A 23131-nucleotide genomic window follows, 5' to 3' on the forward strand; every position below is an offset into this window, starting at 1 on the left:
TTGTTGCCCGACCTGACGAAGCGTAGAATATTCGACTGAGCAAGAATATTCAGGGGCTGGCCATGCCTGATCAAGAAGCGCCGTTCGATGTGCAGGATAGCCCTGACGACCTGCTGGACGCGGCCGACAAGCGGCATTTTCAACAGATATTCAACAAACAAGCAGTCAGAGCCTATCTCTATTTGAGCTTCGGCATGGGGGTGATCGCCTTTTCGTTGCCGATCTTGCTGGTCCTCGCCGGTGGCTATGAGGGGCATTATTCGATCAGCTATTTCTATCATGTCAGCGACACCTGCCAGAACATTCTGGTGGGCTGTCTGTGCGCGACGGGGCTTTTTCTGTTCCTCTTCCACGGCCTGTCCAACGTCGAGAACTGGATATTGAACCTGGCCGGGGCGGCCGCGATCTCGGTGGCGATGAACCCGATGCGCGCGCAGCAATGCCGGGCCGGGGACGACATGCTGAGCGTTCATGCCGCCAGCGCGATCCTGTTCTTCGCCTGCTTGGCGGTGGTGGCGGTGATCTTCTCGAAGCGCCGCATCAAACACATCAAAGACCCGGCCAGGCGCCGCGCTTTCGAAACGGCGTACAATGCAGCCGGCTTCGCGATGATCGCGATGCCGGCCGCGGTCGCAGCGACTCATTTTCTGCGAAAAGCGGACGTCGCCGCCGTCGCTGCGGATTGCACCCACTGGATCTTCTGGATCGAATGCTTCGGTATCTGGGCGTTCGCCTTCTACTGGTTCGTCAAGACGCTCGAATATCGGCTGCTGCTCAGGATCCGCTGATGTCGGCCTACCTTGCCGGTCTGCGGCTTGCCCTGATAACCGCCGGAGCATGACCCAACTCATCCCCGGACCCGATGGGCGGCCGCGCTGTCGCTGGTCCGCCGCCGCACCCGAGTTCATCGCCTATCACGATAAAGAATGGGGCTTTCCGGTGGGCGACGACCGCCGGCTGTTCGAAAAGCTCTGCCTCGAAAGCTTTCAGTCGGGCCTGAGCTGGCGAACCATCCTCGCCAAGCGCGAGAATTTCCGCGCGGCGTTCCAGGGATTCGATTTCGAGAAAGTGGCGCGTTTCACCGATGCGGATGTCGAGCGGCTGCTCGGCGACGCGGGGATCGTTCGGCATCGCGGCAAGATCGAGGCGGTAGTGAACAACGCGAAGCGGGCTTGCGAGCTGGCCGCGCGCGATGGTTCGCTGGCGGCGTATCTTTGGCGGTACGAGCCCGGCGCCGACGAACTGGCGGAGCCGCAGACCGTATCGACCTCACCCGCTTCGACAAGGTTGTCGAAGGCCTTGAAGGCGCAGGGGTGGAAATTCGTCGGACCGACGACGGTCTTCGCGTTCATGCAGGCAATGGGGCTGCTCAACGACCATGCGCAGGGCTGCGCGATCCGGGCGGAAGCGGATCGCGCGCGGGCAGCATTCGAGCCACCGCGAACCCGCGCTTGAGTCCCGTTTGCCCGAAGTCGAGCAGGCAGCTATGGGGAGGGGCCACCCAATTTTTCAGGACGATATGTGACTGCCAAAAAGGCGACCCCGCACGAATGGGATGCGGAGCATCTTCGGCTCGCGGTGACCGCGGCGGGCGTGGCGTTGTGGGCGTGGGAAGTCGACACCGACGCGTTCACCATGGACGCGCGCGGCTTCGAATTATGGGGGGTGCCGTGGCGCGAGAAGGTCACCTTCGAGCAATTGTCGGAGCACATCCATCCCGCGGATCGCGATCGGGTGCGCGCGGCGTTCGCGGCGACGCGGGCGATGCTGGGCTTTTACGAGACCGACTTCCGCATCCTCGTGGGGCCGGAGATCCGCTGGATCGCGGCGCGCGGGCAGGGCGAGGACGTGGGCATCGTCGGGCGGACGATGTTCGGCATCTTCCTCGACGTCACCGGGCGCAAGCAGGCCGAGGAAGGCCATGAGTTGCTCGCCGGGGAGATGAGCCACCGGGTCAAGAATCTGCTGGCGATCGCATCGGGGCTGACTGCGATCACTTCGCGGTCGGCGGTGAGCGCGGAGGACATGGCGCGCGACTTGACCGCGCGGCTGACGGCTTTGGGCCGGGCGCACGATCTGGTCCGCCCGCTGCCGCAGGGCCAGGGTGCGGCGGCTCTGCTCGGCGACCTGATCTCGGTGCTGCTCGCGCCCTATGACGATGTCGGCGCGTTCAGCGGGCGGATTCGAGTCGCGGTCGAGCGGATGGGGGTGGGCGAGAACGCGGCGACGGGGCTGGCTTTGGTCATCCACGAACTGGCGACCAACTCGGTCAAATATGGCGCGCTTTCGGAGACGCCCGGAACCCTCGACGTGACCAGCGCCACCGAAGGCGACGCGATCACCTTGACCTGGGTGGAGCGCGGCGGCCCGCTGGTCGACGTGCCCGATGCGCCGGCGGGGTTCGGCAGCAACCTCGTCAAGCGTACCGTGTCGAGCCAGTTGAACGGCTCGATCGACTATGACTGGTCCGAAGACGGGCTGATCGTGACGCTGAAGATGGACCGCGCGCGGCTGGCCGCCTAGCCGCCGCGGCGGGGGCGGTCAGGCCGCCGCCTTGCGCCGCTCCGCCATCTCGGCATTGAGCATCTCCGCGAGCAGGAACGCCAGTTCGAGGCTCTGCCCGGCGTTGAGCCGCGGATCACAGTGCGTGTGATAGCGATCGGCGAGCGATTGCTCGGTGACGTCGATCGCGCCGCCGGTGCATTCGGTGACGTTCTGGCCGGTCATCTCGGCGTGGATGCCGCCGGCGAAAGTGCCCTCGGCGCGGTGGACGGCGAAGAAGCCGCGGACTTCGGCGAGGATGCGCTCGAACGGGCGGGTCTTGTAGCCGTTGGCGGCCTTGACGACGTTGCCGTGCATCGGGTCGCAGCTCCACACCACCGGATGCCCCTCGCGCTTCACCGCGCGGACGAGCGCGGGGAGCCCCTTCTCGATCTTGTCGTGGCCATAACGCGTGATCAGGGTCATCCGGCCGGGGACGCGGCCGGGGTTGAGCGTGTCGAGCAGGCGCAGCAGTGCGTCGGGCTCGAGGCTGGGGCCGCACTTCATCCCGATCGGGTTGCCGATGCCGCGCAGGAACTCGACATGGGCGCTGCCCTCGAAGCGGGTGCGGTCGCCGATCCACAGGAAGTGCGCGCTGGTATCGTACCAGTCGCCAGTGAGGCTGTCCTGCCGGGTGAGCGCCTGCTCATAAGGGAGCAGCAGCGCCTCGTGGCTGGTGTAGAATTGGGTGCCCTTCAATTGCGGCACGGTGTCGGGGTTGATCCCGCACGCCTCCATGAAATCGAGCGATTCGCCGATGCGGTCCGCCACGTCGGCGAACTTCTTCGACCATGGGCTGCGGCCCATGAAATCGAGCGTCCATTTGTGGACCTGATGGAGATTGGCATAGCCGCCGGTCGCGAAGGCGCGCAGCAGGTTGAGCGTCGCGGCGGACTGCGAATAGCCCTGCACCATGCGCTGCGGATCGGGGATGCGGCTCTCGGGGGTGAACGCGATGTCGTTGACATTGTCGCCCCGGTACGACGGGAGCTCGACGCCGTTGATCACCTCGGTATCGGCGCTGCGCGGCTTGGCAAACTGGCCGGCCATGCGGCCGAGCTTCACCGTCGGCAGCTTCGACGCGAAGGTGAGCACCACCGCCATCTGGAGGATGACGCGGAAGGTGTCGCGGATGTTGTTGGGGTGGAACTCGGCGAAGCTCTCCGCACAGTCGCCGCCCTGGAGCAGGAAGGCCTCACCGCGCGACACCCTGGCGAGCTCGGTGGTGAGTTCGCGCGCCTCGCCGGCGAAGACCAGAGGGGGGTAATTGGCGAGAGTCGCCGTAGCGGCGTTCAGCGCGGCCTGATCGGGGTAATTGGGGAGCTGGCGCGCCTCGGCGTGGGTCCAGCTGTCAGGCGTCCAGCCCATGCTCTGCTCCAGGTTGCGGACATGGACGTACCAGTCCTGGTGATGCGCGATGCCGTTGGCGGCGATCTGATTGAGCACGGCGGCGGAGGCGCGCTTGCCGTCCTCCTCCCAGCCCTGCACGGTCGAGCCGGGCGTGTCGAACCAGGCGCCGAAAGCGGCGCGGGAAAGGGCGCGTTCCTCACGGAAGCGGCGGATCTTGGAACCTGCGAGTGTGGTCATGATGCGGGTCATTACCCTGAAGGGGTAAATTCTGGCAAGGGAGAAAATTACCCTGTGCGGGTAAAGCCACCGTTGCGGAGCGATCGTTACGGACCCATCGCCGCATCTTCGCGTTGGTGCAGCAACGAAGGAGACGGCCATGGACAATGTGCATCTCGACCTCGAGGAGGAACTCGACCGCGAATTCACGGCCGAGGAAACGGCTGAGGAAGAAGCGGAGCAGGAAGGCGGCGTCTCCGATTATGTCCCCGACCCGCGCTCATTATGGGGCTCGGAGGCGGCGCGAGCGATGCTGGTGGTGCTGACCCGGCGGCTGGGTCCCGATTTCGCGCGCGCGGTGAGCGATGAGATGGCGGCGCGGACCTTCTCCTACCAGGCCGGCTGCCCCGACGATCGAAGCGACGGCGCGACGATGGAATATCTGCTCAAGGACGGCTTCTGGGACAAATTGTTCGCAGTGGAGCCCGCCGCGAAATAGTCGTCCTCCCGGCGAACGCCGGGATCTCGTGCGGCTCCTGCCCTGCGCCATCGCCTGAGGTCCCGCGCGCACCGGGATGACGATCGGAGTCAGTACCCCGCTTCCAGATCGACTTCGTTCACGAGCGGGCGGCCCTCGACGAAGGCGTGGATATTCTCGACGAACAATTGCGCGGCGCGGACGAACATGCGGGTCTGGCTGCGGCCCGACAAATGCATCGAATGGAGGATGTTGGGCGCGGTCCACAAGGGATGCTCGGGCGGCAGCGGCTCGGGCGTGACGGTGTCGAGGAACGCGCCGGCGATGCGGCGTTTGGTCACTGCCTCGATCAGCGCGTCCTGATCGATCAATTCGCCGCGGCCGACATTGACGATCCACGCCGAGGGCTTCATCGCCTTGAACTCGGCCTCGCCGATCATCGCGCGGCTCTGCTCGGTGGCGGGGGCGGCGAGAAAGATCCAGTCGAACTCCGCGAGACGATCGCGCCACGCTTCCGGGCCGATCGTGCCCGGCGCGCCGGTGCGGGTGACGCCGGTGACACTCACGCCGAATGCAGTGAGGCGCTCGCCGATCAGCCGGCCGATCGTGCCATAGCCGATCACCAGCGCGCTGGTTTCGAACAGTTCGAGCTTTCCGGGCGCCTCGAACGGCCAGATGCGCGTGTCGGCGATACGGACGACCTGGTCGTAGCGCTTGGCGGCGACCAGCGCGCCCATCACGGCATATTCGGCCACCGTGTGCGCGTTGACGCCGCTGCCGTTGGTGACGCGGGTGCCGCGCGCGCGAAGCTGGCCCTTGTCGAGCGGATCGAGCCCGGCATAGATCGTCGAGAGCCATTGGAGCTTGCGCCCCGCGGCGGCGGCGCGCGCCCAATTGGCCGGACCGTTATTGTCGACCCAGCCGATATCGGCATCGGCGACCATCTCGATCGCTTCGTCGAGGCTGGCGAACCAGTGCAGGTCGAGCCCCGCGGGCAGATGCGGCTCGACCAGCGGCCGGGCAAGTGCGGGGAGGACCACCTTCATCCGGCGTAGCGGCGGGCGTAGCGATGCTCGAACTCGGCGTCGGACATGATCAGATAGCGCACCGTGTCGATCAGTGCCCATAGCCCGGTGACGATCAGGCCGACGAAGGTGATCGAAATCACGATCATCAGCACGCCGGTGCCGTTGCGGCCGAGATAGAAGCGGTGGATGCCGAGCGTGCCGAGGAAGAAAGCGAGCAACGCCGCGACATATTTATTGCGGTCGTTTGCCGCCACCGGGCGATGGGCGACCGACGCGGTGTCCGAATCGGGCAGGCGAAAGATGCGCAATGCGCGTGCGCCCTCGGTCGCGAAATCGACGCGCGCGCCAACCGCCGGCCCCTTGTCGCCGCTCCAGTCGCCGGGCCTGAAGCTGTAGCGATGGCCGTCCTCGCCGGAAATCTGGCCCTCGCCGCTGGTGCGATCGACGCCCAGTACCTGTCCCCGCATTCTTGCCTCCCGTGTTGCGCGCGTTCTGGCGGAAGCGGGGGTCGGCGCGCAAGGGGGGCTGTTCGGTCCCGTCTATTTCTATCCGTCACCCCGGCCTTGTGCCGGGGTCCACCGACAGGCGGGGGAAGGGCAAGCAGCTCCAGATTCAGCCGTTGTTGCATGGCGGACCCCGGCACAAGGCCGGGGTGACGGTGTGTGGCAAGTAAGCGCGCGCTTCTACAGCGCCGGTTTCCAGTCCCAGCCGAGCGGGTCGCCGTCCATCACTTCGACGCCGGCGGCGGCGAGTTCGTCGCGGATCGTGTCGGAGCGCTGGAAATCCTTCACCACACGCGCCTGCTGGCGTTCGACGAGGCGGTCGTCGATCTGTTCCGGAGTGAGGGTGGCGTTTGCCGGGCGAACGCGGAGTTCTTCGCGGGTGAGTTCAAGGAGACTTAAACCCAGAGTGGTATCACAGCGCGCCACGAACTCCAGCCGCTGAGACTCTGATAGGGACCTGTCCCGAACGACACCTTCGAAAATTGACAGAGCCAGAGGGGTGTTAAGGTCATCTGAAATAGCGCGATCGAACGCAGCATATTCCGCAGGTAGTCGCTGTGTGTTGCTTTCGAGTGCCTGGACTATCGTCGCCCATCCGGCTTTCTTTACTTCCACGCCAAGCCACTCCGTCATCGCCGGGGCGCTTTGTCGAAGTTGCTCGACAAGACCGACCAACCGCTTGAGGCGGGTGAGCGCAGCCGCGAGGTTATCGGCGCTGAATTCCAGCTCGCTGCGATAATGCGCCTGCATGCAGAGCAGGCGATAGGCGAGGGGATGGACGCCGGCGTCGATCAGCGACTGAAGGGTGGTGAAGCCGCCCTTCGACTTGGACATCTTGCCCTGGCGATCGACGAGGAAATTGTTGTGCATCCAGAAATGCGCGCCGGTATCGCTGCACCCGCAAAACGCCTGGTTCTGCGCGATCTCGTTGGGGTGGTGGATCTCGCGGTGGTCGATCCCGCCAGTGTGAATGTCGAACGGCGCGCCTAGATATTTCAGGCTCATCACCGAGCATTCGAGGTGCCAGCCCGGCGCGCCCTTGCCCCAGGGCGAATCCCATTCCATCTGGCGCTGCTCGCCGGGGGGCGATTTGCGCCAGATCGCGAAGTCCTGCGGGTGGCGCTTGCCCGCTACCGGGTCGATCCGGCCTTCGCGGACATCGTCCTGCGTTCCGGCAAGGCGACCGTAATCGGCGACGGTGCTGGTGTCGAAATAGAGGCCGGTGTCGAGTTCGTAGCAATGCCCGGGCGCGATCTGCTTCGCGAAGGCGAGCATTTCCTCGATGTGATCGGTGGCGACCGACCAGCGCGAGGGCTGGCGGATGTTGAGATCGGCGACGTTCTGCTTGAACGCGGCGGTATAATGCGCGGCAATGTCCCAGATGCTCTTCGCCTGGGTGCGCGCCGCGGCCTCCATCTTGTCGTCGCCGGCGTCAGCGTCGCTGGTCAGATGGCCGACATCGGTGATGTTGATGACGTGCGTGAGGGGATAGCCCTTCCATGTCAGCACGCGGCTGAGCGTGTCGGTGAAGACATAGGCGCGCAGATTGCCGAGATGGGCGTAATTATAGACCGTCGGGCCGCACGAATAGACGCGGACGCCCTTTTCCGGGTCGAGCGGCGCGAAAGGCTCGAGGCTGCGGGTGAGCGAGTTGTAGAGCGTGAGGCCGGACATGCGTAGGCCATAGCCATACCGTCATCGCGGCGAAAGCCGGGATCGCGTGCTGCCAGCTGCTCGCGCATTCGCCTGAGATTCCGGCTTTCGCCGGGATGACGTCTTTCGCGGGAACGCCCTTGGTTGCCGCGGGTTAATCCCGCGAAGCATCCGCCTTTCTGCGGACGCCTGTAAAACTTATCCATATCAATCGGATAGCGGTACGAGCCGCTTTCCGGGGAGAGCGATTATGTCCGAACACAAGGACCTGTCCGAAGGCGGCGCCAAGGATCGCGGATCGGAACTCGAACCAGGCTCGGATCCCGGGCTGCAGGACGAAAGCCGTCAGGCAGTCAAGAACCAGGGCAAGGCCAGGCCGGAGGATTATCCCGGCCGCCACGAGCAGAATTGAGGAGGCGGCGATGAGCGATGTACGCGACGACGCGCCGTCCTATGTCTCGAAAGACAGCGACGTTCAGAAAAGCGAGGCGCAGCAGGGCGAAGGCACCGTCTGGGGACGGACGATTTCGATCATGCGGCCTCGCGACGAACTCTACGCCTTTTGGCGGGACTTCCGGAACCTTCCAGCCTTCATGGAGAACATCGTCGCGATCGAACCGGTGGATACCGGTCGCTCGCGCTGGACAGTGAAGGGACCCAATGGCGACTATCAATGGACGTCGGTGATCACCGAAGACCGGCCGGGCGAAGCGCTCGCCTGGGCTTCCGACGACGGCGACGTCAAGAATAGCGGCCGGATCGAGTTCCGCGACGGTCCGCCGGGGCATGGCACCTATGTCCGCGCGATCCTGGCCTACGATCCGCCTGCCGGCTTCATCGGCAAGGCGATCGCCAAGCTGACCCAGAAAGAGCCGCAGATCAGCGCCACGCGCGACCTGCGGCGCTTCAAGCAGCTGATGGAAACCGGCGAGATCGCGACGACCACGCCGCCCAATCGCGAGCCCCATAGCTGAGCTCAAATTCCCGTAAGCGGAGACAGACGAATGCGCGCACTCACCTGGCACGGCAAGCACGACGTGCGGATGGAAACCGTCCCCGATCCCGAGATCCTCAATCCGCGCGACGCGATCATCAAGATCACCTCGACGGCGATCTGCGGATCGGACCTGCACCTCTACGACGCCTATATCCCGACGCTCGAGAAGGGCGACATCCTCGGCCACGAGTTCATGGGTGAAGTGGTCGATGTCGGGCCGAAATCGACGCTGAAGAAGGGGCAGCGCGTGGTCGTCCCGTTCACCATCTCGTGCGGAAGCTGCTTCCATTGCTCGAAGCAGCAATTCTCAGCATGCGAGAACGGAAATCCGGCCGAAAACCAGGACCTCGGCCAGACCTTGTACGGCGAGCCGATGTCGGGGCTGTTCGGCTATACCCATCTGACCGGTGGCTATCCGGGCGGGCAGGCCGAATATGTCCGGGTACCGTTCAGCGACGTCGGCCCGATCGTGATCCCCGACGGGATGCCCGATGACGACGTGCTGTTCCTGTCGGACATCCTGCCGACCGGCTGGATGGCCGCCGAGAATGCCCAGATCGAGCCCGGCGACACCGTCGCGATATGGGGATGCGGCCCGGTGGGGCTGTTCGCAGTGCAATCGGCGTTCAAGATGGGCGCGCACCGGGTGATCGCGATCGACCATTTCCCGCACCGGCTGGCGCTGGCGAAACGCTTCGGGGCCGAGACGATCAATTATGAAGAGACCGACACCTATGAGGCGCTGATGGAGATGACCGGCTCGATCGGCCCCGATGCAGTGATCGACGCGGTCGGGCTCGAGGCGCACGGCTTTTTCGCCGACAATGTCGTCGACCAGATCAAGGCCTCGACTTTCCTCGGCACCGATCGGCCGCATGCGCTGCGCCAGGCGATCGTCGCGTGCCGCAAGGGCGGGCGGGTGTCGATCCCCGGGGTCTATGGCGGGTTCGTCGACAAATTCCCGGCGGGCGCGATGATGGAGAAGGGGCTGCAGATTCGCACCGGGCAGACCCATGTCCAGAAGTATCTGCCGCAATTGCTCGAGATGATCGGCAATGGCGAGCTCGATACCACCTTCCTGATCTCGCACCGCCTGCCGCTCGAACAGGCGGTCGAGGGCTACAAGATGTTCAAGAACGAGCAGGACACCTGCACCAAGGTGGTGCTCAAACCCGGTCTCGAGCTGGCCTGAGGAGAGAGAATATGGCGAACAAGCTGGCAGTGGTCACCGGCGCCTCGACCGGGATCGGCAAGGAACTCGCGAAGATCGCGGCGCGCGAGGGATATGATCTGATCCTCGTCGCCGACGAGCCGCAGATCGACGCGGCGGCGGGCGAGCTCAATGGCTATGGCGTGGCGGTGGAAGCGATCGAGGCCGATCTCGCGACCTTCGAAGGCAATGACCGGCTGCTCGCGGCGACCGCCGGCCGGCCGATCGCCGTGCTCGTCGCCAATGCCGGGCGCGGACTGGGGCAGGGCTTTCTCGCGCAGGACGTGACCGAATGGCGCAAGGTGATCGACACCAATGTCACCGGGACCACTTATCTGCTCCAGAAAGTGCTCCAGCAGATGGTCGCGCGCGACGAAGGCAACGTGTTGATCACCGGGTCGATCGCCGGACTGATCCCGGGCGCGTGGCAGGCGGTGTACAACGGCACCAAGGCCTATCTCGACAGCCTGTCTTATGCACTGCGCGAGGAATTGAAGGACACCCGGGTCAATGTGACCGTGCTGATGCCGGGGCCGACCGAGACCGAATTCTTCGCCCGGGCAGGGATGCTCGATACTCCGGTGGGGGAGGCGGAGAAGGCCGATCCGGCCAAGGTGGCGGAGGATGGCTGGGCGGCGATGACCGGCCGGAAGCCGCACGTCGTCTCGGGCTTCGTCAACAAGCTCCAGGCCGCGATGAGCCACATCACGCCGGATACGATCAACGCGAAGCTGCACACCGCGCAGGCCAAGCCAAACGACGAGGGCGAGAGCCGCGGGGGACTTTGATCGTCATCCCGGCTTTCGCCGGAGTGACGTAGGTCAGACCGTCTCTTCTTGCCCGATCGCGGCGCGGACCATTGCGTTCCATATCTCCGCGGGATCGCTGCCCACGGCGCGGCCGGCTTCGACCATTTCGGGAGTCGGTTCGCGCAGGGTGCGGAGAATCGCCAGCGCTCGCCCGACTTCCTGCTGCCAGGCCGCGTCCACTGCGCCACCGGCGCTACCGTCGTGCCCTTCGCCATTGATGCTGAGCGCTTCGGCGGCGATCACGCGGGCGATTCGCTCGACGGGCGAAGTGACGGAAATATCGGTCATTAGGGATGCTCCTGTCGCGGTCTCGCAAACTGCAACGCGCGCCGCGCAGACCGCGTTCCGGCCTAGGCGGCCAGTGCCGACACCGTGCGGGGGTGCATCGCGCCATTGCCCGATGCGCCCCCGCCGATCAGCGGCAGCGCGGTGCCGCAAAAGGCGCATTCGGCAGTGAGTCGCCCAATCATCCAGTGCGAGTTGCCGCAGCCCGGGCAGTGATTCGTTTCCTGCGGGCGATAGGCGATGCGGTAGCCCGACAGCGCCTGACGGAGGCCGAAATCGTACATCGTCGTCTCCCTTGATCCTGGGCCAAAACCCTCGGCGCGCACGGCTTGTTCCGCTCCCGGCTCGAAACACGCGCGACGAGGCGTGCTTTTTCACTGTCGAGTGACGCGAAAACCACAGCTGATGAACGGCGGCTAACGGACGCATTCAGGCTCGCCCCATCTGCGGCATGGCAGAAGAGTCGGCATGTGGAGGCAAACCAGGCCCCCGAAGGAGGATGAAATGATCAAGTCCCTGTTCAACGCAGCGCTTGCCGCCACCGTCGCTCTCGGCGGGATGGCAGCCACCCCCGCCGCCGCGCAGGATTATGGCCGCGGCTATTATGAGCGCGACTATCGCGACGGCGGCTATCGCGGCGACCGTGGCTATCGCGAGGACCGCGGTTATCGCGAGGACCGTGGCTATCGCGGTGACCGTCGCGGCTATCGCAACCGCAATTATCGCCGTTGCTCGAGCGGCACCACCGGCACGATCCTAGGCGCAGTCGCCGGCGGTCTGCTGGGCGGCGAGATCGGCCGCGGCAATTCGTATCGCGGCCGCAGCACCACCGGCACGATCATCGGCGCGGGCGCCGGCGCATTGCTCGGCCGTGAAGTCGACGGCGGCGATTGCCGCGGCCGTCGCCGCTAACCGGCACTGAAGTCAACGCAAGGGCGTCCGCTGCGAAGCGGGCGCCTTTTGCGTATCTGTTGGGAAGCTGGCTTGTCGAGAAGCTGGAGGCCCGACCGGGAATCGAACCCGGGTGCGAGGATTTGCAGTCCTCTACGTCACCACTCCGCCATCGGGCCTCGAAGCGAGGCGGCGAGATGCGCGAGGGGCGGCGCCCTGTCAACATAGTTTCAAAATGATCCCGGCTTCGCTTGGCGACGACGCTGCAGCGCGATAGAAGCAGCGCAACGTTCAACTAGTGTATTGCGCAACTAATACGGTTGTGCAACAAAGCCGGAGTGATGATGACCCTCATGGTCGATGCTGCGCCCGTCGAAGCGAACCGTTTCGAAGTGATGCGCCATGCGATGGTCGCGAGCCAGCTGCGCACCAACGCGGTCAACGACGCGCGCGTGGTCGAGGCGATGGCGCGGGTATCGCGCGAAAATTTCCTGCCGGCCGAGCATCGCGGGCTCGCCTATCGCGACACCTTGCTGCCGCTCGCCGGCGGCCGGCGCCACAATTCGCCTCTGGTGATCGGGCGCCTGCTGACCGAGGCGCAGATCCGCCCCGAAGACCATGTCCTGCTCGTCGGCGCCGCCGGCGGCTATGCCGCGGCCTTGCTCGCATTGCTCGCCGGATCGGTGGTCGCGCTCGAGGAAGAGGATGCATTGGTCGGTCTCGCGCGCGGCGCATTGGCCGGCGAGGCGAAAGTCGAAGTGGTGCAGGGGCCGCTCCCGGCCGGCTGGGCCGCGGGCGCGCCTTATGATCTGATCGTCATAGACGGCGCGGTCGAGCAGCTTCCCGATGCGCTGATCGCCCAGATCAAGCCGGGCGGGCGCGTCGTCACCGGGGTGGTCGAACGCGGCGTGACCCGGCTCGCCGCCGGGCGGCGTAGCGAAGGCGGCTTCGGCCTGATCGACTTCATGGACATCGAATGCGCTGAACTGCCAGGTTTCCGACGCCTACGGACCTTCACTTTCTGAAAAAGAAGAGACTGAATGCGACTGAACACTCTGCTGCTGGGCGTGAGCCTGACTGCGCTCGCCGTGCCTGCCGCCGCGCAGACCGCCACGACGCGCACCGGCACGTCGAATCCGGTGACGGTTCAGACGGCGCCGCGCTCCGCCATGCCGGCATTGGGATCGTCGGCGCAACCGACCACCACGCTGCGCGACGCTTTGGTCCAGGCGTACAACACCAATCCCGATCTCGCCGGCGAGCGTGCCAATCAGCGCGCCAATGACGAGAATGTTCCGATCGCGCGATCGCAGGGCCGGCCGGGCGTGAGCTCGACGGGCTCGTTCAGCAACAGCCTCTACGATACCGACGCGACCTTCGGGCCGAGCCGCCGCGGCGCGCTGGGGCTGGATCTGTCGGTCCCGGTGTTCAGTGGCGGGGCGGTGCGCAATTCGGTGCGCGCGGCCGAGACGCGAGTCGAGGCGGGGCAGGCCAATCTGCGTGGCGCCGAATCGGATATCTTCACGCTGGCGACGACGGCCTATGTCGATGTGCTGCGCGACGAGGCGATCGTCCGGCTCAACCAGCAGAACGCCCGAGTGCTCGAGGTCAACCTCCAGGCCACGCGCGACCGCTTCGAGGTCGGCGATCTGACCCGCACCGACGTTGCCCAGTCCGAGGCGCGACTCGCATTGGCGCAGAGCCAGTTGCGTACCGCCGAGGCGCGGCTGATCGGCAGCCGCGAAAATTACATCCGGATCATCGGCACGCCGCCGGGGGTGCTCGCCGCGCCGCCGCCTTTGCCCAATCTGCCCGACGATGTCGCCACCGCCGAACAGACCGCGCTCGCCAACAATCCTTTCCTCGAGGCGGCGAAGCTCGCCCGCGACGCATCGCGCTACGACGTCAGCGTCGCCAAGGCCGGGCGGCTGCCGCAGGTGAGCCTCGGCGTGGGCGGGGATTATTACAATTATCTCGGCTCGGTCGGCTCGCAGTCGCGGGCGCAGGGGCTGAATAGCGACGGCTTCGCCACCACGCTCGGCGCCCAGGTGACCTTGCCGCTCTTCCAGGGCGGGCGTCCGGCGGCGCAGGTCCGTCAGGCGCAGGCGCGACAAGGCGCGGCGATCGAACAGGTCACGCTCACCGAACGCGGTGTGGTCGCGCAGGCGCGATCGACCTTTGCTTCGTATCAGGGCGCGCTCCGGGTGATCGAATCGACTCGCGTCGCGGTCGAGGCCAACCGGCTCAGCCTCGAGGGCGTTCGCGCCGAGAACAGCGTCGGCACGCGCACCATCCTCGATATCCTCAACGCCGAGCAGGAACTGCTCAATTCGCAGGTCAACTACGTCACTGCCGAGCGCGACGCCTATGTCGCAGGCTTCTCGCTGCTCGCGTCGATGGGTCGTGCCGAAGCCAAGGATCTCGGGCTCGACGGCGGGCCGCTCTACGATCCGGCCGCCAATTACGAGCGGGTTCGCGGCCGCTGGAGCGACTGGGCCGACGATCCCACGCCGACCGGCGCCAGCACCCCGACCACGGGCACGCCCGCGCAGGGCGCGACCGTCCCGCCGGGCCAACTGGATCCTTTGCTGCAGCGATCGGTTGACACCACGCCCCGAAATCCCTGATTTAACCACAATCAGTGACAGGAGACGTGTCGGCTATGGGCGATATCAGTACCGAGCCGTCGATGGAGGAGATCCTCTCCTCGATCAAACGCATCATCGCCGAGGAAGGCGATGCGGCGGTGGCGTCGCGTACCCGCCGCGGCCGCGCCGGCCCGGCGACCGCGGCCTCCGCCCGCGCGCCGCGCGTCGAGGATGAGGATCCCGAGGAAGAAGCAGTGCTCGAACTGCGCGATCAGGTGGAAGAGCCCGCCGACAAGCCGGCCGCTGCGCCGGCGAGCCGAGCCGAGCCGATCCTGTCCGAGCGCGCCGTCGAGGCGACCCGCGGCCCGCTGGAGGCGCTGTCGCGGATGGTGGTGAAGCCCGAAATGGCGGGTTCGGACACGCTCGAGGGGCTGGTGCGCGAGTTGCTCAAGCCGATGCTGCGCGATTGGCTCGACGCCAATCTGCCGCAGATCGTCGAGGCGATGGTCGCGCGCGAGATCACCCGGATTACCGGGCGGAACTAGTAACCAAAATCCTCTCCCGCTGCGCGAGGGAGGATTTTGAGCGAGGCGATTGTAACCCTCGCAACCATCTGCTTATCTCGCCCCATGAAGCATCTCCTGCTCGCGAGCGTCGCGCTCGCTTTCGCCGCGCCTGCTGCCGCGCGTGATCTCACCATCCAGGACGTCGCCACTCTGTCGCGCGTCGGCGCGCCCGCAGTGTCGCCCGACGGCAAATGGCTGGTCTGGCAGCAGCGCGAGACCGATCTCGCCGCAAATCGCGGCCGCTACGATCTGTGGCGACTCGATCTGGGCAAGAAGGGCGCGATTCCGGAAAAGATTGCCGGCGAGGCGGACGTCAACGAAACCAACCCGCAGATCGTCGGAGACATGCTCTATTTCGCCTCTGACAAGGGCGGCGACGACGCAGTATGGGCAATGCCGCTTGCCGGCGGCGCTGCACGCAGGCTCACGGACTTTTCGGGCGGGTTCGGCGGATTCAAGGTATCACCGGCTGCCGACAAGTTGCTGATATGGGGAGACCGCAAGCCGGGCGCGCCGAGTCTCGAGCCGGCGATGGTCAAAAAGGACGCCAATGCCGGATCGGGCAGGGTCTATGATCAATTGTTCGTGCGCCATTGGGACACGTGGGCGAATGGCGACCGCTCGCAGCTGTTCGTGCTGCCGTTCGGGGTCGGCGGCGCGACCGGCAACGGGGTTGCGATCGGCGGGCAGCTGATCGGCGATACGCCCTCGAAGCCGTTCGGCGGCGGGGAGGAATTGAGCTGGTCGCCCGACGGCAAGACCGTTTATTTCGCCCTGCGCGAGGCCGGGCGGATCGAGGCGAGCTCGACCAATCTCGACATCTTCGCCGCGCCGGCGGACGGATCGGCGGCCCCAGTCAATCTGACCGCCGACAATGACGGGACCGACAACCTCCCGACCGTCTCGCCCGACGGCAAGTGGCTGGCATATTTCGCAATGAAGCGGCCAACCTACGAAGCCGATCGCCAGGTGCTGATGCTGCGCGACCTCGCCAGCGGGCAGGTCCGCGCGCTGACCGAGGGCTGGGATCGCTCGGTCGCCTCGATCGCATGGGCGCCGGACAACAAGACGCTCTACATCACCGCGCAGGACACGCAGGAAGAGCCGATCTTCGCAGTCGATGCGAAGAGCGGCAAGGTGACGCGGCTGACGCAGGATGGCGTCGTCTCGGCTGTGGTGCCGACGAAAGGCGGATTGGTGTTCAGCATGAACAGCTTGACCGCGCCTGACGATTTCTATCGGCTGTCGGGCAAGAAGGTCAGCCGGCTGACGTCGGTCAATGCGGATAGGCTCGCGGGCATCGACTTGCCCAAGGTCGAGCGGTTCAGCTTCACCGGCGCGAACAACGACAAGGTCTGGGGGTATGCCGTCCGCCCGGCGAGCCTCGCCGAGGGGGCAAAGGCACCGGTGGCGTTCATCGTCCATGGCGGGCCACAGGGATCGAGCAACAACAGCTGGTCGTATCGCTGGAACCCGGCGGTGTTCGCCGGAGCGGGCTATGCGGTGGTGTCGGTCGATTTCCACGGCAGCACCGGCTACGGCCAGGCCTTTACCGACGCGATCCGCAACAATTGGGGCGGCTGGCCGCTCGAGGATCTGCAAAAGGGTCTCAAGGCGGCGACCGACAAGTTCGCGTATCTCAACGCCGACAATGTCTGTGCGCTCGGCGCCTCCTATGGCGGCTATATGATGAACTGGATCGAAGGGCAGTGGCCCGATCGGTTCAAGTGCATCGTCCAGCATGACGGCGTGTTCGATGCGCGCGCCATGGCCTATGAGACCGAGGAACTCTGGTTCGACGAGTGGGAACATGGCGGCAAGGCCTATTATGAGGACCCCGCGGCGTTCGAGAAATGGAACCCGGTCAATCATGTCACCGCGTGGAAGACCCCGCAGCTGGTGATCACCAGCGAGAAGGATTTCCGCATTCCTTATACCCAAGGGCTGGCGGCGTTCACGGCACTCCAGCGGCGCGATATCCCGTCGAAGCTGCTCGTCTTCCCTGACGAGAACCATTGGGTGCTCAAGCCGAAGAATTCGATGCAATGGTATGGCGAAGTGCTGGGGTGGCTGGGGAAGTATACGAAATAGTCGTTACCTCGGCGAAGGCCGGGGCCCAGAGCCTAAGCTGTCGCCAGTGTCTCTGGATCCCGGCCTTCGCCGGGATGACGGTGGGTTGTGTGTGTCACCTACACATCGCTAAGAGCCCACCATGACCGAGCTCCCCAAGACCTTCGACCCCGCCGAGATCGAATCCCGCTGGTATCAGCATTGGGAGGCTGAAGGTCTGTTCGCCCCCGAGCGGCCCGGCGCCGATCCGTGGACCCTGGTCAACCCCCCGCCCAACGTCACCGGCAGCCTGCATATCGGCCATGCGCTCGACAACACGCTGCAGGACGTGCTCGTCCGCCACGCGCGGCTGAAGGGCAAGGACGCGCGCTGGGTGGTCGGTACCGATCACGCCGGCATCGCGACGCAGATGGTGGTCGAGCGCCAGCTCAACGAGAAGCAGCAGAAGCGCACCGATTTCACCCGCGAGGAATTCGTCGCGAAGGTGTGGGAGTGGAAGGAAGAGAGCGGCGGCGAGATCACGCAGCAGCTCCGCCGGCTCGGCTGCTCGATGGACTGGGCCAACGAACGCTTCACGATGGACGAGGGCTTTTCGAAAGCGGTCCTCAAGGTGTTCGTCGAGCTCCACCGCCAGGGGCTGCTCTACCGCGACAAGCGTCTGGTGAACTGGGATCCGGGCCTCGGCACTGCGATCAGCGACCTCGAGGTCGAGACGCACGAGATCAAGGGCAATTTCTGGCATCTGCGCTACCCGCTCGAGGATGGCGGCGAGTTCATTCAGGTCGTGACGACGCGGCCCGAGACGATGCTCGCCGATATGGCAGTGGCGGTGAACGCCAGCGACGCGCGCTACACCGCTTTGGTTGGCAAGAAGGTGAAGCTGCCGATCACGGGGCGGCTGATCCCGATCATCACCGACGATCATGCCGATCCCGAGCTCGGCTCCGGCGCAGTCAAGATCACGCCGGGCCATGACTTCAACGATTTCGAAGTCGGCCGCCGCGCGGGAATCGAGGCGCGCGACATGCTCAACATGCTCGACGCCAAGGCGCGGGTCACCCAGACCAGCGACGGGCTGATCCCGGCGGAACTGCTCGGGCTCGACCGGTTCGAGGCGCGCAAGGCAGTGCTCGAGCGGCTCAAGGCCGAGGGCTTCCTCGTGCCTCATGTCGACAAGGACGGCGAGGAACATGATTCCGAACCGCGGACGATCCAGACACCCTATGGCGACCGCTCCGGCGTGGTGATCGAACCGTGGCTGACTGATCAATGGTATGTCGACGCCGCGACTTTGGCCAAGCCGGCGATCGAGGCAGTGCGCTCAGGCGCGACCAGGATCGTGCCGAAGAGCTGGGAGAAGACCTATTTCAACTGGATGGAGAACATCCAGCCATGGTGCGTGAGCCGGCAGCTGTGGTGGGGGCACCGGATCCCTGCGTGGTTCGCGGAGGACGGGAGCATCTACGTCGCCGAGAGCGAGGCCGAAGCACAGGCGCAGGCCGGGGAGGGCGTGAAGCTCACCCAAGACAGCGACGTGCTCGACACGTGGTTCTCCTCCGCGCTGTGGCCGTTCGCGACGATGGGTTGGCCCGATACGGATGTGAAGGCGCTTGGTCGTTACCCCAACGACGTGCTGATCTCCGGCTTCGACATCCTGTTCTTCTGGGACGCGCGGATGATGATGCAGGGCTTGCACTTCATGAAGGAAGTACCGTTCAAGACCTTGTATCTCCACGGTCTTGTGCGTGCCGCGGATGGGCAGAAGATGTCCAAGTCCAAGGGCAATGTCGTCAATCCGCTCGGGCTGATCGACAAATATGGCGCCGATGCGCTGCGCTTCTTCATGGCGGCGATGGAAAGCCAGGGTCGCGACATCAAGATGGATGAGCGCCGGATCGAGGGCTATCGCAACTTCGCGACCAAGCTGTGGAACGCCGCCCGCTTCTGCCAGTCGAACGGGATCGGCGCGTCCGCAACGCTCGAGCCGCCGCTGGCGAGCCTCGCGGTCAATCGCTGGATCATCGCCGAGACAGTGGGATGCGTGCAGGCGCTCGACCTCGCGCTGGCAGACCTGCGCTTCGACGAAGCGGCGAACACGATCTACCAATTCACCTGGAGCCGCTTCTGCGACTGGTATCTCGAGCTGATCAAGCCAGTGATTCAGGGCGAGGGCGGGGTGCCCGCGAGCGGCGCGGGCGCGGACGAAACGCGGGCCGTGGCGGGCTGGGTGCTCGACCAGATCCTCGTTCTGCTCCACCCGTTCATGCCGTTCATCACCGAAGAATTGTGGTCGAAGATGGGGCCGCGGGAAAATGCGATCATCGTCGCGAAGTGGCCGATGGCCGATGCCCGCGCACTCGATCCCGAGGCGGCGCAGGAGATCGACTGGCTGATCCGGCTGGTGAGCGAGATCCGCGCGGCGCGCACCGAGCTCAATGTACCGCCTGGGGCGCGGCTGGCGCTGCATGTCCGCGACGCGGCGGGCGAGACGGGGGCGCGGCTCGAACGCCAGTCGGCAGCGCTGGCGCGGCTCGCGCGCGTCGATCAGGCGCGCGGCGAGGCACCGGAGGGCGGCTCGCTGCAGATCGTCGTCGACGAAGCGACCTTCGTTCTTCCGATCGGCGGGGTAGTCGATCTCGAAGCCGAGCGTGCCCGCCTGACCAAGGCGATCGCCGCGGCGGAGAAGGAGCGCGACGGGCTGGCCGGTCGCCTAAACAACCCCAGCTTCGTCGAGCGGGCCAAGCCCGAGGCAGTCGACAAGGCGCGGACGGATCATGCCGAGAAGGCCGCCGAGGCTGAGCGACTCGCGGCGGCGCTGGCGCGGCTGGGCTAACCGTCGTCATCCCCGCGAAGGCCGGGGTCTCAGGCGATGGCGGGATACGGCATACGATCCCGGCTTTCGCCGGGATGACGCCTATGGCCTTGGCACCATGACGTCGATCACCCCCGCTGCAATGCGCGCAGTTACCGGGGTGTGGGCGAGCACCTCGCCATCGATCGAGACCGGCAAAGGCGGCTCGGTGGCGATGCGCAGCGATTTGCCCGTGAAGTTCAGCGTATCCTCGTGCCGCGCCTCGCGCCGCAGTACGCCGTTGACCCAGTTGCGCAGCAGCCGGCGCCGGGCATGGCCCCGCACCACCTGAACGACGATCTCGCCGCTGTCGACGCTGGCTTCGTCGATCAGCTCGGTGCCGCCATGGAAGCGGCCATTGGCGATCCGCACTTCGACGACGCGCAGCCGTTTCGCCTCGGCGCCCTCGCCGACGATCAGCGTGAACGGGTGGAAGCGCGTGAACTCGAACGCCGCCCAGGTCAGATAACCCGCGCGCCCGAACCAGCGCTTGAGACCCGCGGGCACATTCTCAGCGATCTGGGGCGACAGACCGATCGCCGCGCAATTGGCGAAATAGTCGCCGTCGATCATGCCAAGGTCGATCCGGCGCAATTCGCCCTTCGCGATCACGTCGATCGCGCCGGCAATGTCGAGCGGGATGCCGAGCGAGCGCGCGAAGCTGTTGGCAGTGCCGAGCGGCAGCACCGCCAGCGCAGCGCCGGTGCCCTTGACGAAATCGACCAGCCCGCTGACCGTGCCGTCGCCGCCGCCGAGAATGACCAGATCGGGTTTGCCCGCGAGCGCGCGCTTCAGCGTCGGCTCCAGCTGGTCGGGATCCTCCACGGCATGCGCGTCAACCGGAAAGGGCAGGTCCGCCAGCCGCTTGCACGCCTTTTCGAATAATTCGCGCCCGCGCCGCGAATGGGCGTTGACGATCATCGTCGCGGAACGGAATTCGGGCATCTTCACTCCTCGACGTTTCAAAGGCGCAACGCTTGCACAGCCGTGCGCGATCCCCCAAACGGTCGCCATGAGCCAGTATCCCGCGCTTCGCCTTCGTCGCACCCGTGCCGCCGGCTGGAGCCGGCGGATGCACGCCGAAACCGTCCTGACCCCCGCCGACCTGATCTGGCCGCTGTTCGTTTGCGAAGGCAGCGAAGAAGAGCCGATCGCCGCGCTCCCCGGCGTGTCGCGCTGGTCGGTCAAGGCAATCGCCGAGCGGGCGCGGGAAGCGGCGGCGCTGGGGATCCCCTGCCTCGCCTTGTTCCCCAACACCCCCGCCGGGTTGCGCAGCGACGATGGCCGCGAGGCGCTCAACCCCGATAATCTGATGTGCCGCGCGATCCGCGCGATCAAGGACGCGGTCCCCGACATCGGCGTGCTGACCGACGTCGCGCTCGATCCCTATACCAGCCACGGCCATGACGGCATCGTCGACGCGACCGGCTACGTCCTCAACGACGAGACCGCGAATGTGCTCACCGACCAGGCACTGGTCCAGGCCGAGGCAGGCGCCGACATCGTCGCGCCGTCGGACATGATGGATGGCCGCGTCGGCTTGATCCGCGCGGCGCTCGAGGCGAACGGGCATATCAACGTCCAGATCATGGCCTATGCTGCCAAATATGCGAGCGGCTTCTACGGCCCGTTCCGCGACGCGGTCGGCAGCCGCGGGCTTCTGAAGGGCGACAAGAAGACCTATCAGATGGACCCCGCCAATGCCGAGGAAGCGTTGCGCGAAGTCGCGCTCGACATTGCCGAGGGCGCCGACAGCGTGATGGTCAAACCGGGCCTGCCTTATCTCGACATCATAGTCCGTGTGAAGAATGCGTTCGAAGTACCCGTATTCGCATACCAGGTGTCGGGCGAATATGCGATGATCGAGGCTGCCGCCGCGGCCGGAGCGGGAGATCGCGAGGTGCTGGTGATGGAGACGCTGATGGCGTTCAAGCGCGCCGGCTGCTCGGGGGTGCTCAGCTATCACGCGCCGCTCGCCGCGCGGCTGATGGGGGCGTGATCGAGACCAAACGCCTGCGCCTCCGTCCGTGGCGCGAGGCGGACAAGCCGGTTTTCCACGCGCTGGCGAACACGCCGACGATGATGGCCCATTTCGGCGGCCCGGTGCCCCAATCGAAGCATAACGCGATCATCGACCGCATGATCGATCAGCAGGCGCGGTTCGGCCATTGCATGTGGGCAGTCGATCTGAAGGCCAGCGGCGAACTCGCCGGGGTCTGTGGGCTGCGGATCGGCGGGCATCGGGGAACCCCGGTGCCCGACGAACTCGAAATCGGTTGGCGGATCGGCGAGGCATATTGGGGGCAAGGCATCGCGCGCGAGGCTGCGGAGGCGAGCATCGCCTGGGGCTGGACCAACACCGCCCGCCCGCGCATCGCCGCGTGGACAGTGATCGGCAATACGCGCTCATGGGGATTGATGGAGCGGCTCGGCATGCGCCGCCGCGCCGATCTTGACTTCCACCATCCCGATTACCCCGCCGACGATCCGTTCGGTGCGATGATCGTCTACGCGATCGAACGCCCGGCATGATCGAGACCGAACGCCTGATTCTGCGCGGCTGGCGCGATTCGGATCGCGCGCCGTTCCACGAAATGGGCCAGGATGAGCGGGTGATGGCGACGCTCGGCCCTTGTTGTGGCGCGACGAGAGCGACGCGCTGATCGATCGAATCCAGCGCATCCTCGACACCAACGGCTTCACGTTCTGGGCAATCGAACGGCGCAGTGATGGCGCCTTTCTGGGGTTTTGCGGATTGAAGCCGGGGGCCGAGGACACCCCGATCCGCGGCGAGATCGAGATCGGCTGGCGGCTCGCGCACGAACATTGGGGGCAGGGCTATGCGCGCGAGGCGGCGCAGGCGAGCCTCGACTGGGGCTGGGCAAATCTGGACGCGCCGCGGATCGCGGCGATCACCAGCGTCGACAATGTCCGCAGTTGGGGATTGATGGAACGCCTCGGCATGGTCCGCGCACCGGCAGACGATTTCGACCATCCCAAGGCGATCGAACGGCTCCGGCCGCACGTCACCTATCGCATCGCCCGTCCCGCGGTTAAGCCGGGCTAAACCGTTCCGCCGCCAGGACGGACTTGGG

Annotated in this window: 25 protein-coding genes and 1 tRNA gene; 18 read left to right on the forward strand and 8 right to left on the reverse strand. The window is 65.7% G+C overall.

From position 1 onward, the window contains the following. Nucleotides 1-62 precede the first annotated feature (62 nt). The 3 genes from CVN68_RS04635 to CVN68_RS04645 all read left to right on the forward strand — a co-directional run bounded on the left by CVN68_RS04635 (nucleotide 63) and on the right by CVN68_RS04645 (nucleotide 2523). Entirely contained in the window at nucleotides 63-788 is a 726-nt protein-coding gene (locus tag CVN68_RS04635; protein WP_100281167.1) for a hypothetical protein, read from the forward strand. A gap of 49 nt (nucleotides 789-837) precedes the next feature. Continuing rightward, nucleotides 838-1455 carry a DNA-3-methyladenine glycosylase I gene (locus CVN68_RS04640; RefSeq protein ID WP_100281168.1) on the forward strand — a complete coding sequence of 206 codons (618 nt, stop codon included), beginning with the start codon at nucleotides 838-840 and terminating at the stop codon, nucleotides 1453-1455. Between the two features lie 66 nt (nucleotides 1456-1521). Further along, the gene (locus CVN68_RS04645) at nucleotides 1522-2523 is read left to right on the forward strand and encodes a sensor histidine kinase (protein WP_233503582.1); all 1002 of its coding nucleotides are present in this window, start codon (nucleotides 1522-1524) and stop codon (nucleotides 2521-2523) included. An 18-nt stretch (nucleotides 2524-2541) separates the two neighbouring features. On the opposite strand, the gene CVN68_RS04650 is transcribed toward CVN68_RS04645, so the two are convergent. After that, on the reverse strand, nucleotides 2542-4128 hold the full coding sequence (locus CVN68_RS04650; RefSeq protein ID WP_100284208.1) for a class II 3-deoxy-7-phosphoheptulonate synthase: 1587 nt from the start codon (nucleotides 4126-4128) through the stop codon (nucleotides 2542-2544). A 139-nt stretch (nucleotides 4129-4267) separates the two neighbouring features. Here CVN68_RS04650 and CVN68_RS04655 point away from each other — a divergent pair, with 139 nt between their 5' ends. Beyond that, the gene (locus CVN68_RS04655; RefSeq protein WP_100281169.1) at nucleotides 4268-4606 is read left to right on the forward strand and encodes a hypothetical protein; all 339 of its coding nucleotides are present in this window, start codon (nucleotides 4268-4270) and stop codon (nucleotides 4604-4606) included. An 89-nt stretch (nucleotides 4607-4695) separates the two neighbouring features. On the opposite strand, the gene CVN68_RS04660 is transcribed toward CVN68_RS04655, so the two are convergent. From CVN68_RS04660 to cysS, 3 genes are all read right to left on the reverse strand, one after another. Beyond that, the gene (locus tag CVN68_RS04660) at nucleotides 4696-5631 is read right to left on the reverse strand and encodes an NAD(P)-dependent oxidoreductase (protein WP_100281170.1); all 936 of its coding nucleotides are present in this window, start codon (nucleotides 5629-5631) and stop codon (nucleotides 4696-4698) included. Further along, nucleotides 5628-6080 carry a TM2 domain-containing protein gene (locus CVN68_RS04665; protein ID WP_100281171.1) on the reverse strand — a complete coding sequence of 151 codons (453 nt, stop codon included), beginning with the start codon at nucleotides 6078-6080 and terminating at the stop codon, nucleotides 5628-5630. Before CVN68_RS04665 ends, CVN68_RS04660 begins: the two co-directional genes overlap by 4 nt. A 216-nt stretch (nucleotides 6081-6296) precedes the next feature. Beyond that, nucleotides 6297-7790: a cysteine--tRNA ligase gene (gene cysS / locus CVN68_RS04670; protein WP_100281172.1), complete on the reverse strand. Its 1494-nt coding sequence runs from the start codon at nucleotides 7788-7790 to the stop codon at nucleotides 6297-6299. A 229-nt stretch (nucleotides 7791-8019) separates the two neighbouring features. Between cysS and CVN68_RS23045 the strand changes: the two genes are divergently transcribed. Genes CVN68_RS23045 through CVN68_RS04685 form a run of 4 tightly spaced genes read left to right on the forward strand, consistent with a single transcriptional unit; the run spans nucleotide 8020 to nucleotide 10764 of the window. After that, nucleotides 8020-8181 (forward strand): hypothetical protein, encoded by a 162-nt coding sequence (locus CVN68_RS23045; RefSeq protein ID WP_158298741.1) that lies wholly within the window; start codon nucleotides 8020-8022, stop codon nucleotides 8179-8181. Between the two features lie 10 nt (nucleotides 8182-8191). Beyond that, nucleotides 8192-8743 carry an SRPBCC family protein gene (locus tag CVN68_RS04675; protein WP_100281173.1) on the forward strand — a complete coding sequence of 184 codons (552 nt, stop codon included), beginning with the start codon at nucleotides 8192-8194 and terminating at the stop codon, nucleotides 8741-8743. 30 nt (nucleotides 8744-8773) lie between these two features. Beyond that, entirely contained in the window at nucleotides 8774-9958 is a 1185-nt protein-coding gene (locus CVN68_RS04680) for a zinc-dependent alcohol dehydrogenase (protein ID WP_100281174.1), read from the forward strand. An 11-nt stretch (nucleotides 9959-9969) separates the two neighbouring features. Continuing rightward, entirely contained in the window at nucleotides 9970-10764 is a 795-nt protein-coding gene (locus tag CVN68_RS04685; RefSeq protein WP_100281175.1) for an SDR family NAD(P)-dependent oxidoreductase, read from the forward strand. A gap of 33 nt (nucleotides 10765-10797) precedes the next feature. Here the strand turns inward: CVN68_RS04685 and CVN68_RS04690 are convergent, their stop codons facing one another. Together CVN68_RS04690 and CVN68_RS04695 are read right to left on the reverse strand one after the other, a co-directional pair. Continuing rightward, the gene (locus CVN68_RS04690) at nucleotides 10798-11073 is read right to left on the reverse strand and encodes a hypothetical protein (RefSeq protein ID WP_100281176.1); all 276 of its coding nucleotides are present in this window, start codon (nucleotides 11071-11073) and stop codon (nucleotides 10798-10800) included. A 62-nt stretch (nucleotides 11074-11135) separates the two neighbouring features. Then, on the reverse strand, nucleotides 11136-11354 hold the full coding sequence (locus tag CVN68_RS04695) for a hypothetical protein (RefSeq protein ID WP_100281177.1): 219 nt from the start codon (nucleotides 11352-11354) through the stop codon (nucleotides 11136-11138). A gap of 220 nt (nucleotides 11355-11574) precedes the next feature. On the opposite strand from CVN68_RS04695, the gene CVN68_RS04700 reads away from it, so the two are divergent. Further along, complete coding sequence (locus CVN68_RS04700; protein ID WP_100281178.1) at nucleotides 11575-11982, forward strand: glycine zipper 2TM domain-containing protein; 408 nt, start codon at nucleotides 11575-11577, stop codon at nucleotides 11980-11982. 84 nt (nucleotides 11983-12066) lie between these two features. On the opposite strand, the gene CVN68_RS04705 is transcribed toward CVN68_RS04700, so the two are convergent. Further along, nucleotides 12067-12140, reverse strand: a tRNA-Cys gene (locus CVN68_RS04705). Between the two features lie 162 nt (nucleotides 12141-12302). Here CVN68_RS04705 and CVN68_RS04710 point away from each other — a divergent pair. From CVN68_RS04710 to CVN68_RS04730, 5 genes are all read left to right on the forward strand, one after another. Further along, complete coding sequence (locus CVN68_RS04710) at nucleotides 12303-12986, forward strand: protein-L-isoaspartate O-methyltransferase family protein (protein WP_100281179.1); 684 nt, start codon at nucleotides 12303-12305, stop codon at nucleotides 12984-12986. Nucleotides 12987-13130: 144 nt separating this feature from the next. Then, the gene (locus tag CVN68_RS04715; RefSeq protein ID WP_407695545.1) at nucleotides 13131-14588 is read left to right on the forward strand and encodes a TolC family outer membrane protein; all 1458 of its coding nucleotides are present in this window, start codon (nucleotides 13131-13133) and stop codon (nucleotides 14586-14588) included. A gap of 35 nt (nucleotides 14589-14623) precedes the next feature. Further along, a complete protein-coding gene (locus CVN68_RS04720) occupies nucleotides 14624-15094 on the forward strand; it encodes a DUF2497 domain-containing protein (RefSeq protein ID WP_100281181.1) in 471 nt (156 codons plus the stop codon). Nucleotides 15095-15178: 84 nt separating this feature from the next. Beyond that, the gene (locus CVN68_RS04725; protein WP_100281182.1) at nucleotides 15179-17206 is read left to right on the forward strand and encodes an alpha/beta hydrolase family protein; all 2028 of its coding nucleotides are present in this window, start codon (nucleotides 15179-15181) and stop codon (nucleotides 17204-17206) included. 121 nt (nucleotides 17207-17327) lie between these two features. Next, entirely contained in the window at nucleotides 17328-20018 is a 2691-nt protein-coding gene (locus tag CVN68_RS04730) for a valine--tRNA ligase (RefSeq protein ID WP_100281183.1), read from the forward strand. A gap of 81 nt (nucleotides 20019-20099) precedes the next feature. On the opposite strand, the gene CVN68_RS04735 is transcribed toward CVN68_RS04730, so the two are convergent. Beyond that, nucleotides 20100-20981 carry a diacylglycerol/lipid kinase family protein gene (locus tag CVN68_RS04735; protein ID WP_100284209.1) on the reverse strand — a complete coding sequence of 294 codons (882 nt, stop codon included), beginning with the start codon at nucleotides 20979-20981 and terminating at the stop codon, nucleotides 20100-20102. Between the two features lie 67 nt (nucleotides 20982-21048). On the opposite strand from CVN68_RS04735, the gene hemB reads away from it, so the two are divergent. The 4 genes from hemB to CVN68_RS04750 are packed head-to-tail and all read left to right on the forward strand — an operon-like array spanning nucleotide 21049 to nucleotide 23103. Next, nucleotides 21049-22035, forward strand: coding sequence for a porphobilinogen synthase (gene hemB / locus CVN68_RS04740; RefSeq protein ID WP_100281184.1), 987 nt, complete (start codon nucleotides 21049-21051; stop codon nucleotides 22033-22035). After that, nucleotides 22032-22568: a GNAT family N-acetyltransferase gene (locus CVN68_RS04745; RefSeq protein WP_100281185.1), complete on the forward strand. Its 537-nt coding sequence runs from the start codon at nucleotides 22032-22034 to the stop codon at nucleotides 22566-22568. The genes hemB and CVN68_RS04745 overlap by 4 nt, the downstream gene beginning before the upstream one ends. After that, a complete protein-coding gene (locus CVN68_RS24270) occupies nucleotides 22565-22699 on the forward strand; it encodes a GNAT family protein (protein WP_324871218.1) in 135 nt (44 codons plus the stop codon). Before CVN68_RS04745 ends, CVN68_RS24270 begins: the two co-directional genes overlap by 4 nt. Continuing rightward, the gene (locus CVN68_RS04750) at nucleotides 22672-23103 is read left to right on the forward strand and encodes a GNAT family N-acetyltransferase (protein ID WP_324871220.1); all 432 of its coding nucleotides are present in this window, start codon (nucleotides 22672-22674) and stop codon (nucleotides 23101-23103) included. The genes CVN68_RS24270 and CVN68_RS04750 overlap by 28 nt, the downstream gene beginning before the upstream one ends. The last annotated feature ends 28 nt before the right edge of the window (nucleotides 23104-23131 follow it).

It is taken from the genome of Sphingomonas psychrotolerans (assembly GCF_002796605.1).
Classification (GTDB): Bacteria; Pseudomonadota; Alphaproteobacteria; order Sphingomonadales; family Sphingomonadaceae; genus Sphingomonas; species Sphingomonas psychrotolerans.

Excerpts from the sequence above, each read along its gene's own strand:
- CVN68_RS04720 (WP_100281181.1), top strand. The coding sequence starts at position 14,624 with ATGGGCGATATCAGTACCGAGCCGTCGATGGAGGAGATCCTCTCCTCG.
- CVN68_RS04665 (WP_100281171.1), bottom strand. The coding sequence starts at position 6,080 with ATGCGGGGACAGGTACTGGGCGTCGATCGCACCAGCGGCGAGGGCCAG.
- CVN68_RS04735 (WP_100284209.1), bottom strand. The coding sequence starts at position 20,981 with ATGCCCGAATTCCGTTCCGCGACGATGATCGTCAACGCCCATTCGCGG.
- CVN68_RS04715 (WP_407695545.1), top strand. The coding sequence starts at position 13,131 with ATGCCGGCATTGGGATCGTCGGCGCAACCGACCACCACGCTGCGCGAC.
- cysS (WP_100281172.1), bottom strand. The coding sequence starts at position 7,790 with ATGTCCGGCCTCACGCTCTACAACTCGCTCACCCGCAGCCTCGAGCCT.
- CVN68_RS04655 (WP_100281169.1), top strand. The coding sequence starts at position 4,268 with ATGGACAATGTGCATCTCGACCTCGAGGAGGAACTCGACCGCGAATTC.
- CVN68_RS04650 (WP_100284208.1), bottom strand. The coding sequence starts at position 4,128 with ATGACCACACTCGCAGGTTCCAAGATCCGCCGCTTCCGTGAGGAACGC.
- CVN68_RS04700 (WP_100281178.1), top strand. The coding sequence starts at position 11,575 with ATGATCAAGTCCCTGTTCAACGCAGCGCTTGCCGCCACCGTCGCTCTC.
- CVN68_RS04675 (WP_100281173.1), top strand. The coding sequence starts at position 8,192 with ATGAGCGATGTACGCGACGACGCGCCGTCCTATGTCTCGAAAGACAGC.
- CVN68_RS04710 (WP_100281179.1), top strand. The coding sequence starts at position 12,303 with ATGATGACCCTCATGGTCGATGCTGCGCCCGTCGAAGCGAACCGTTTC.
- CVN68_RS04660 (WP_100281170.1), bottom strand. The coding sequence starts at position 5,631 with ATGAAGGTGGTCCTCCCCGCACTTGCCCGGCCGCTGGTCGAGCCGCAT.
- hemB (WP_100281184.1), top strand. The coding sequence starts at position 21,049 with ATGAGCCAGTATCCCGCGCTTCGCCTTCGTCGCACCCGTGCCGCCGGC.
- CVN68_RS04680 (WP_100281174.1), top strand. The coding sequence starts at position 8,774 with ATGCGCGCACTCACCTGGCACGGCAAGCACGACGTGCGGATGGAAACC.
- CVN68_RS04685 (WP_100281175.1), top strand. The coding sequence starts at position 9,970 with ATGGCGAACAAGCTGGCAGTGGTCACCGGCGCCTCGACCGGGATCGGC.
- CVN68_RS04695 (WP_100281177.1), bottom strand. The coding sequence starts at position 11,354 with ATGTACGATTTCGGCCTCCGTCAGGCGCTGTCGGGCTACCGCATCGCC.
- CVN68_RS04690 (WP_100281176.1), bottom strand. The coding sequence starts at position 11,073 with ATGACCGATATTTCCGTCACTTCGCCCGTCGAGCGAATCGCCCGCGTG.
- CVN68_RS04725 (WP_100281182.1), top strand. The coding sequence starts at position 15,179 with ATGAAGCATCTCCTGCTCGCGAGCGTCGCGCTCGCTTTCGCCGCGCCT.
- CVN68_RS04640 (WP_100281168.1), top strand. The coding sequence starts at position 838 with ATGACCCAACTCATCCCCGGACCCGATGGGCGGCCGCGCTGTCGCTGG.
- CVN68_RS04730 (WP_100281183.1), top strand. The coding sequence starts at position 17,328 with ATGACCGAGCTCCCCAAGACCTTCGACCCCGCCGAGATCGAATCCCGC.
- CVN68_RS04635 (WP_100281167.1), top strand. The coding sequence starts at position 63 with ATGCCTGATCAAGAAGCGCCGTTCGATGTGCAGGATAGCCCTGACGAC.
- CVN68_RS24270 (WP_324871218.1), top strand. The coding sequence starts at position 22,565 with ATGATCGAGACCGAACGCCTGATTCTGCGCGGCTGGCGCGATTCGGAT.
- CVN68_RS23045 (WP_158298741.1), top strand. The coding sequence starts at position 8,020 with ATGTCCGAACACAAGGACCTGTCCGAAGGCGGCGCCAAGGATCGCGGA.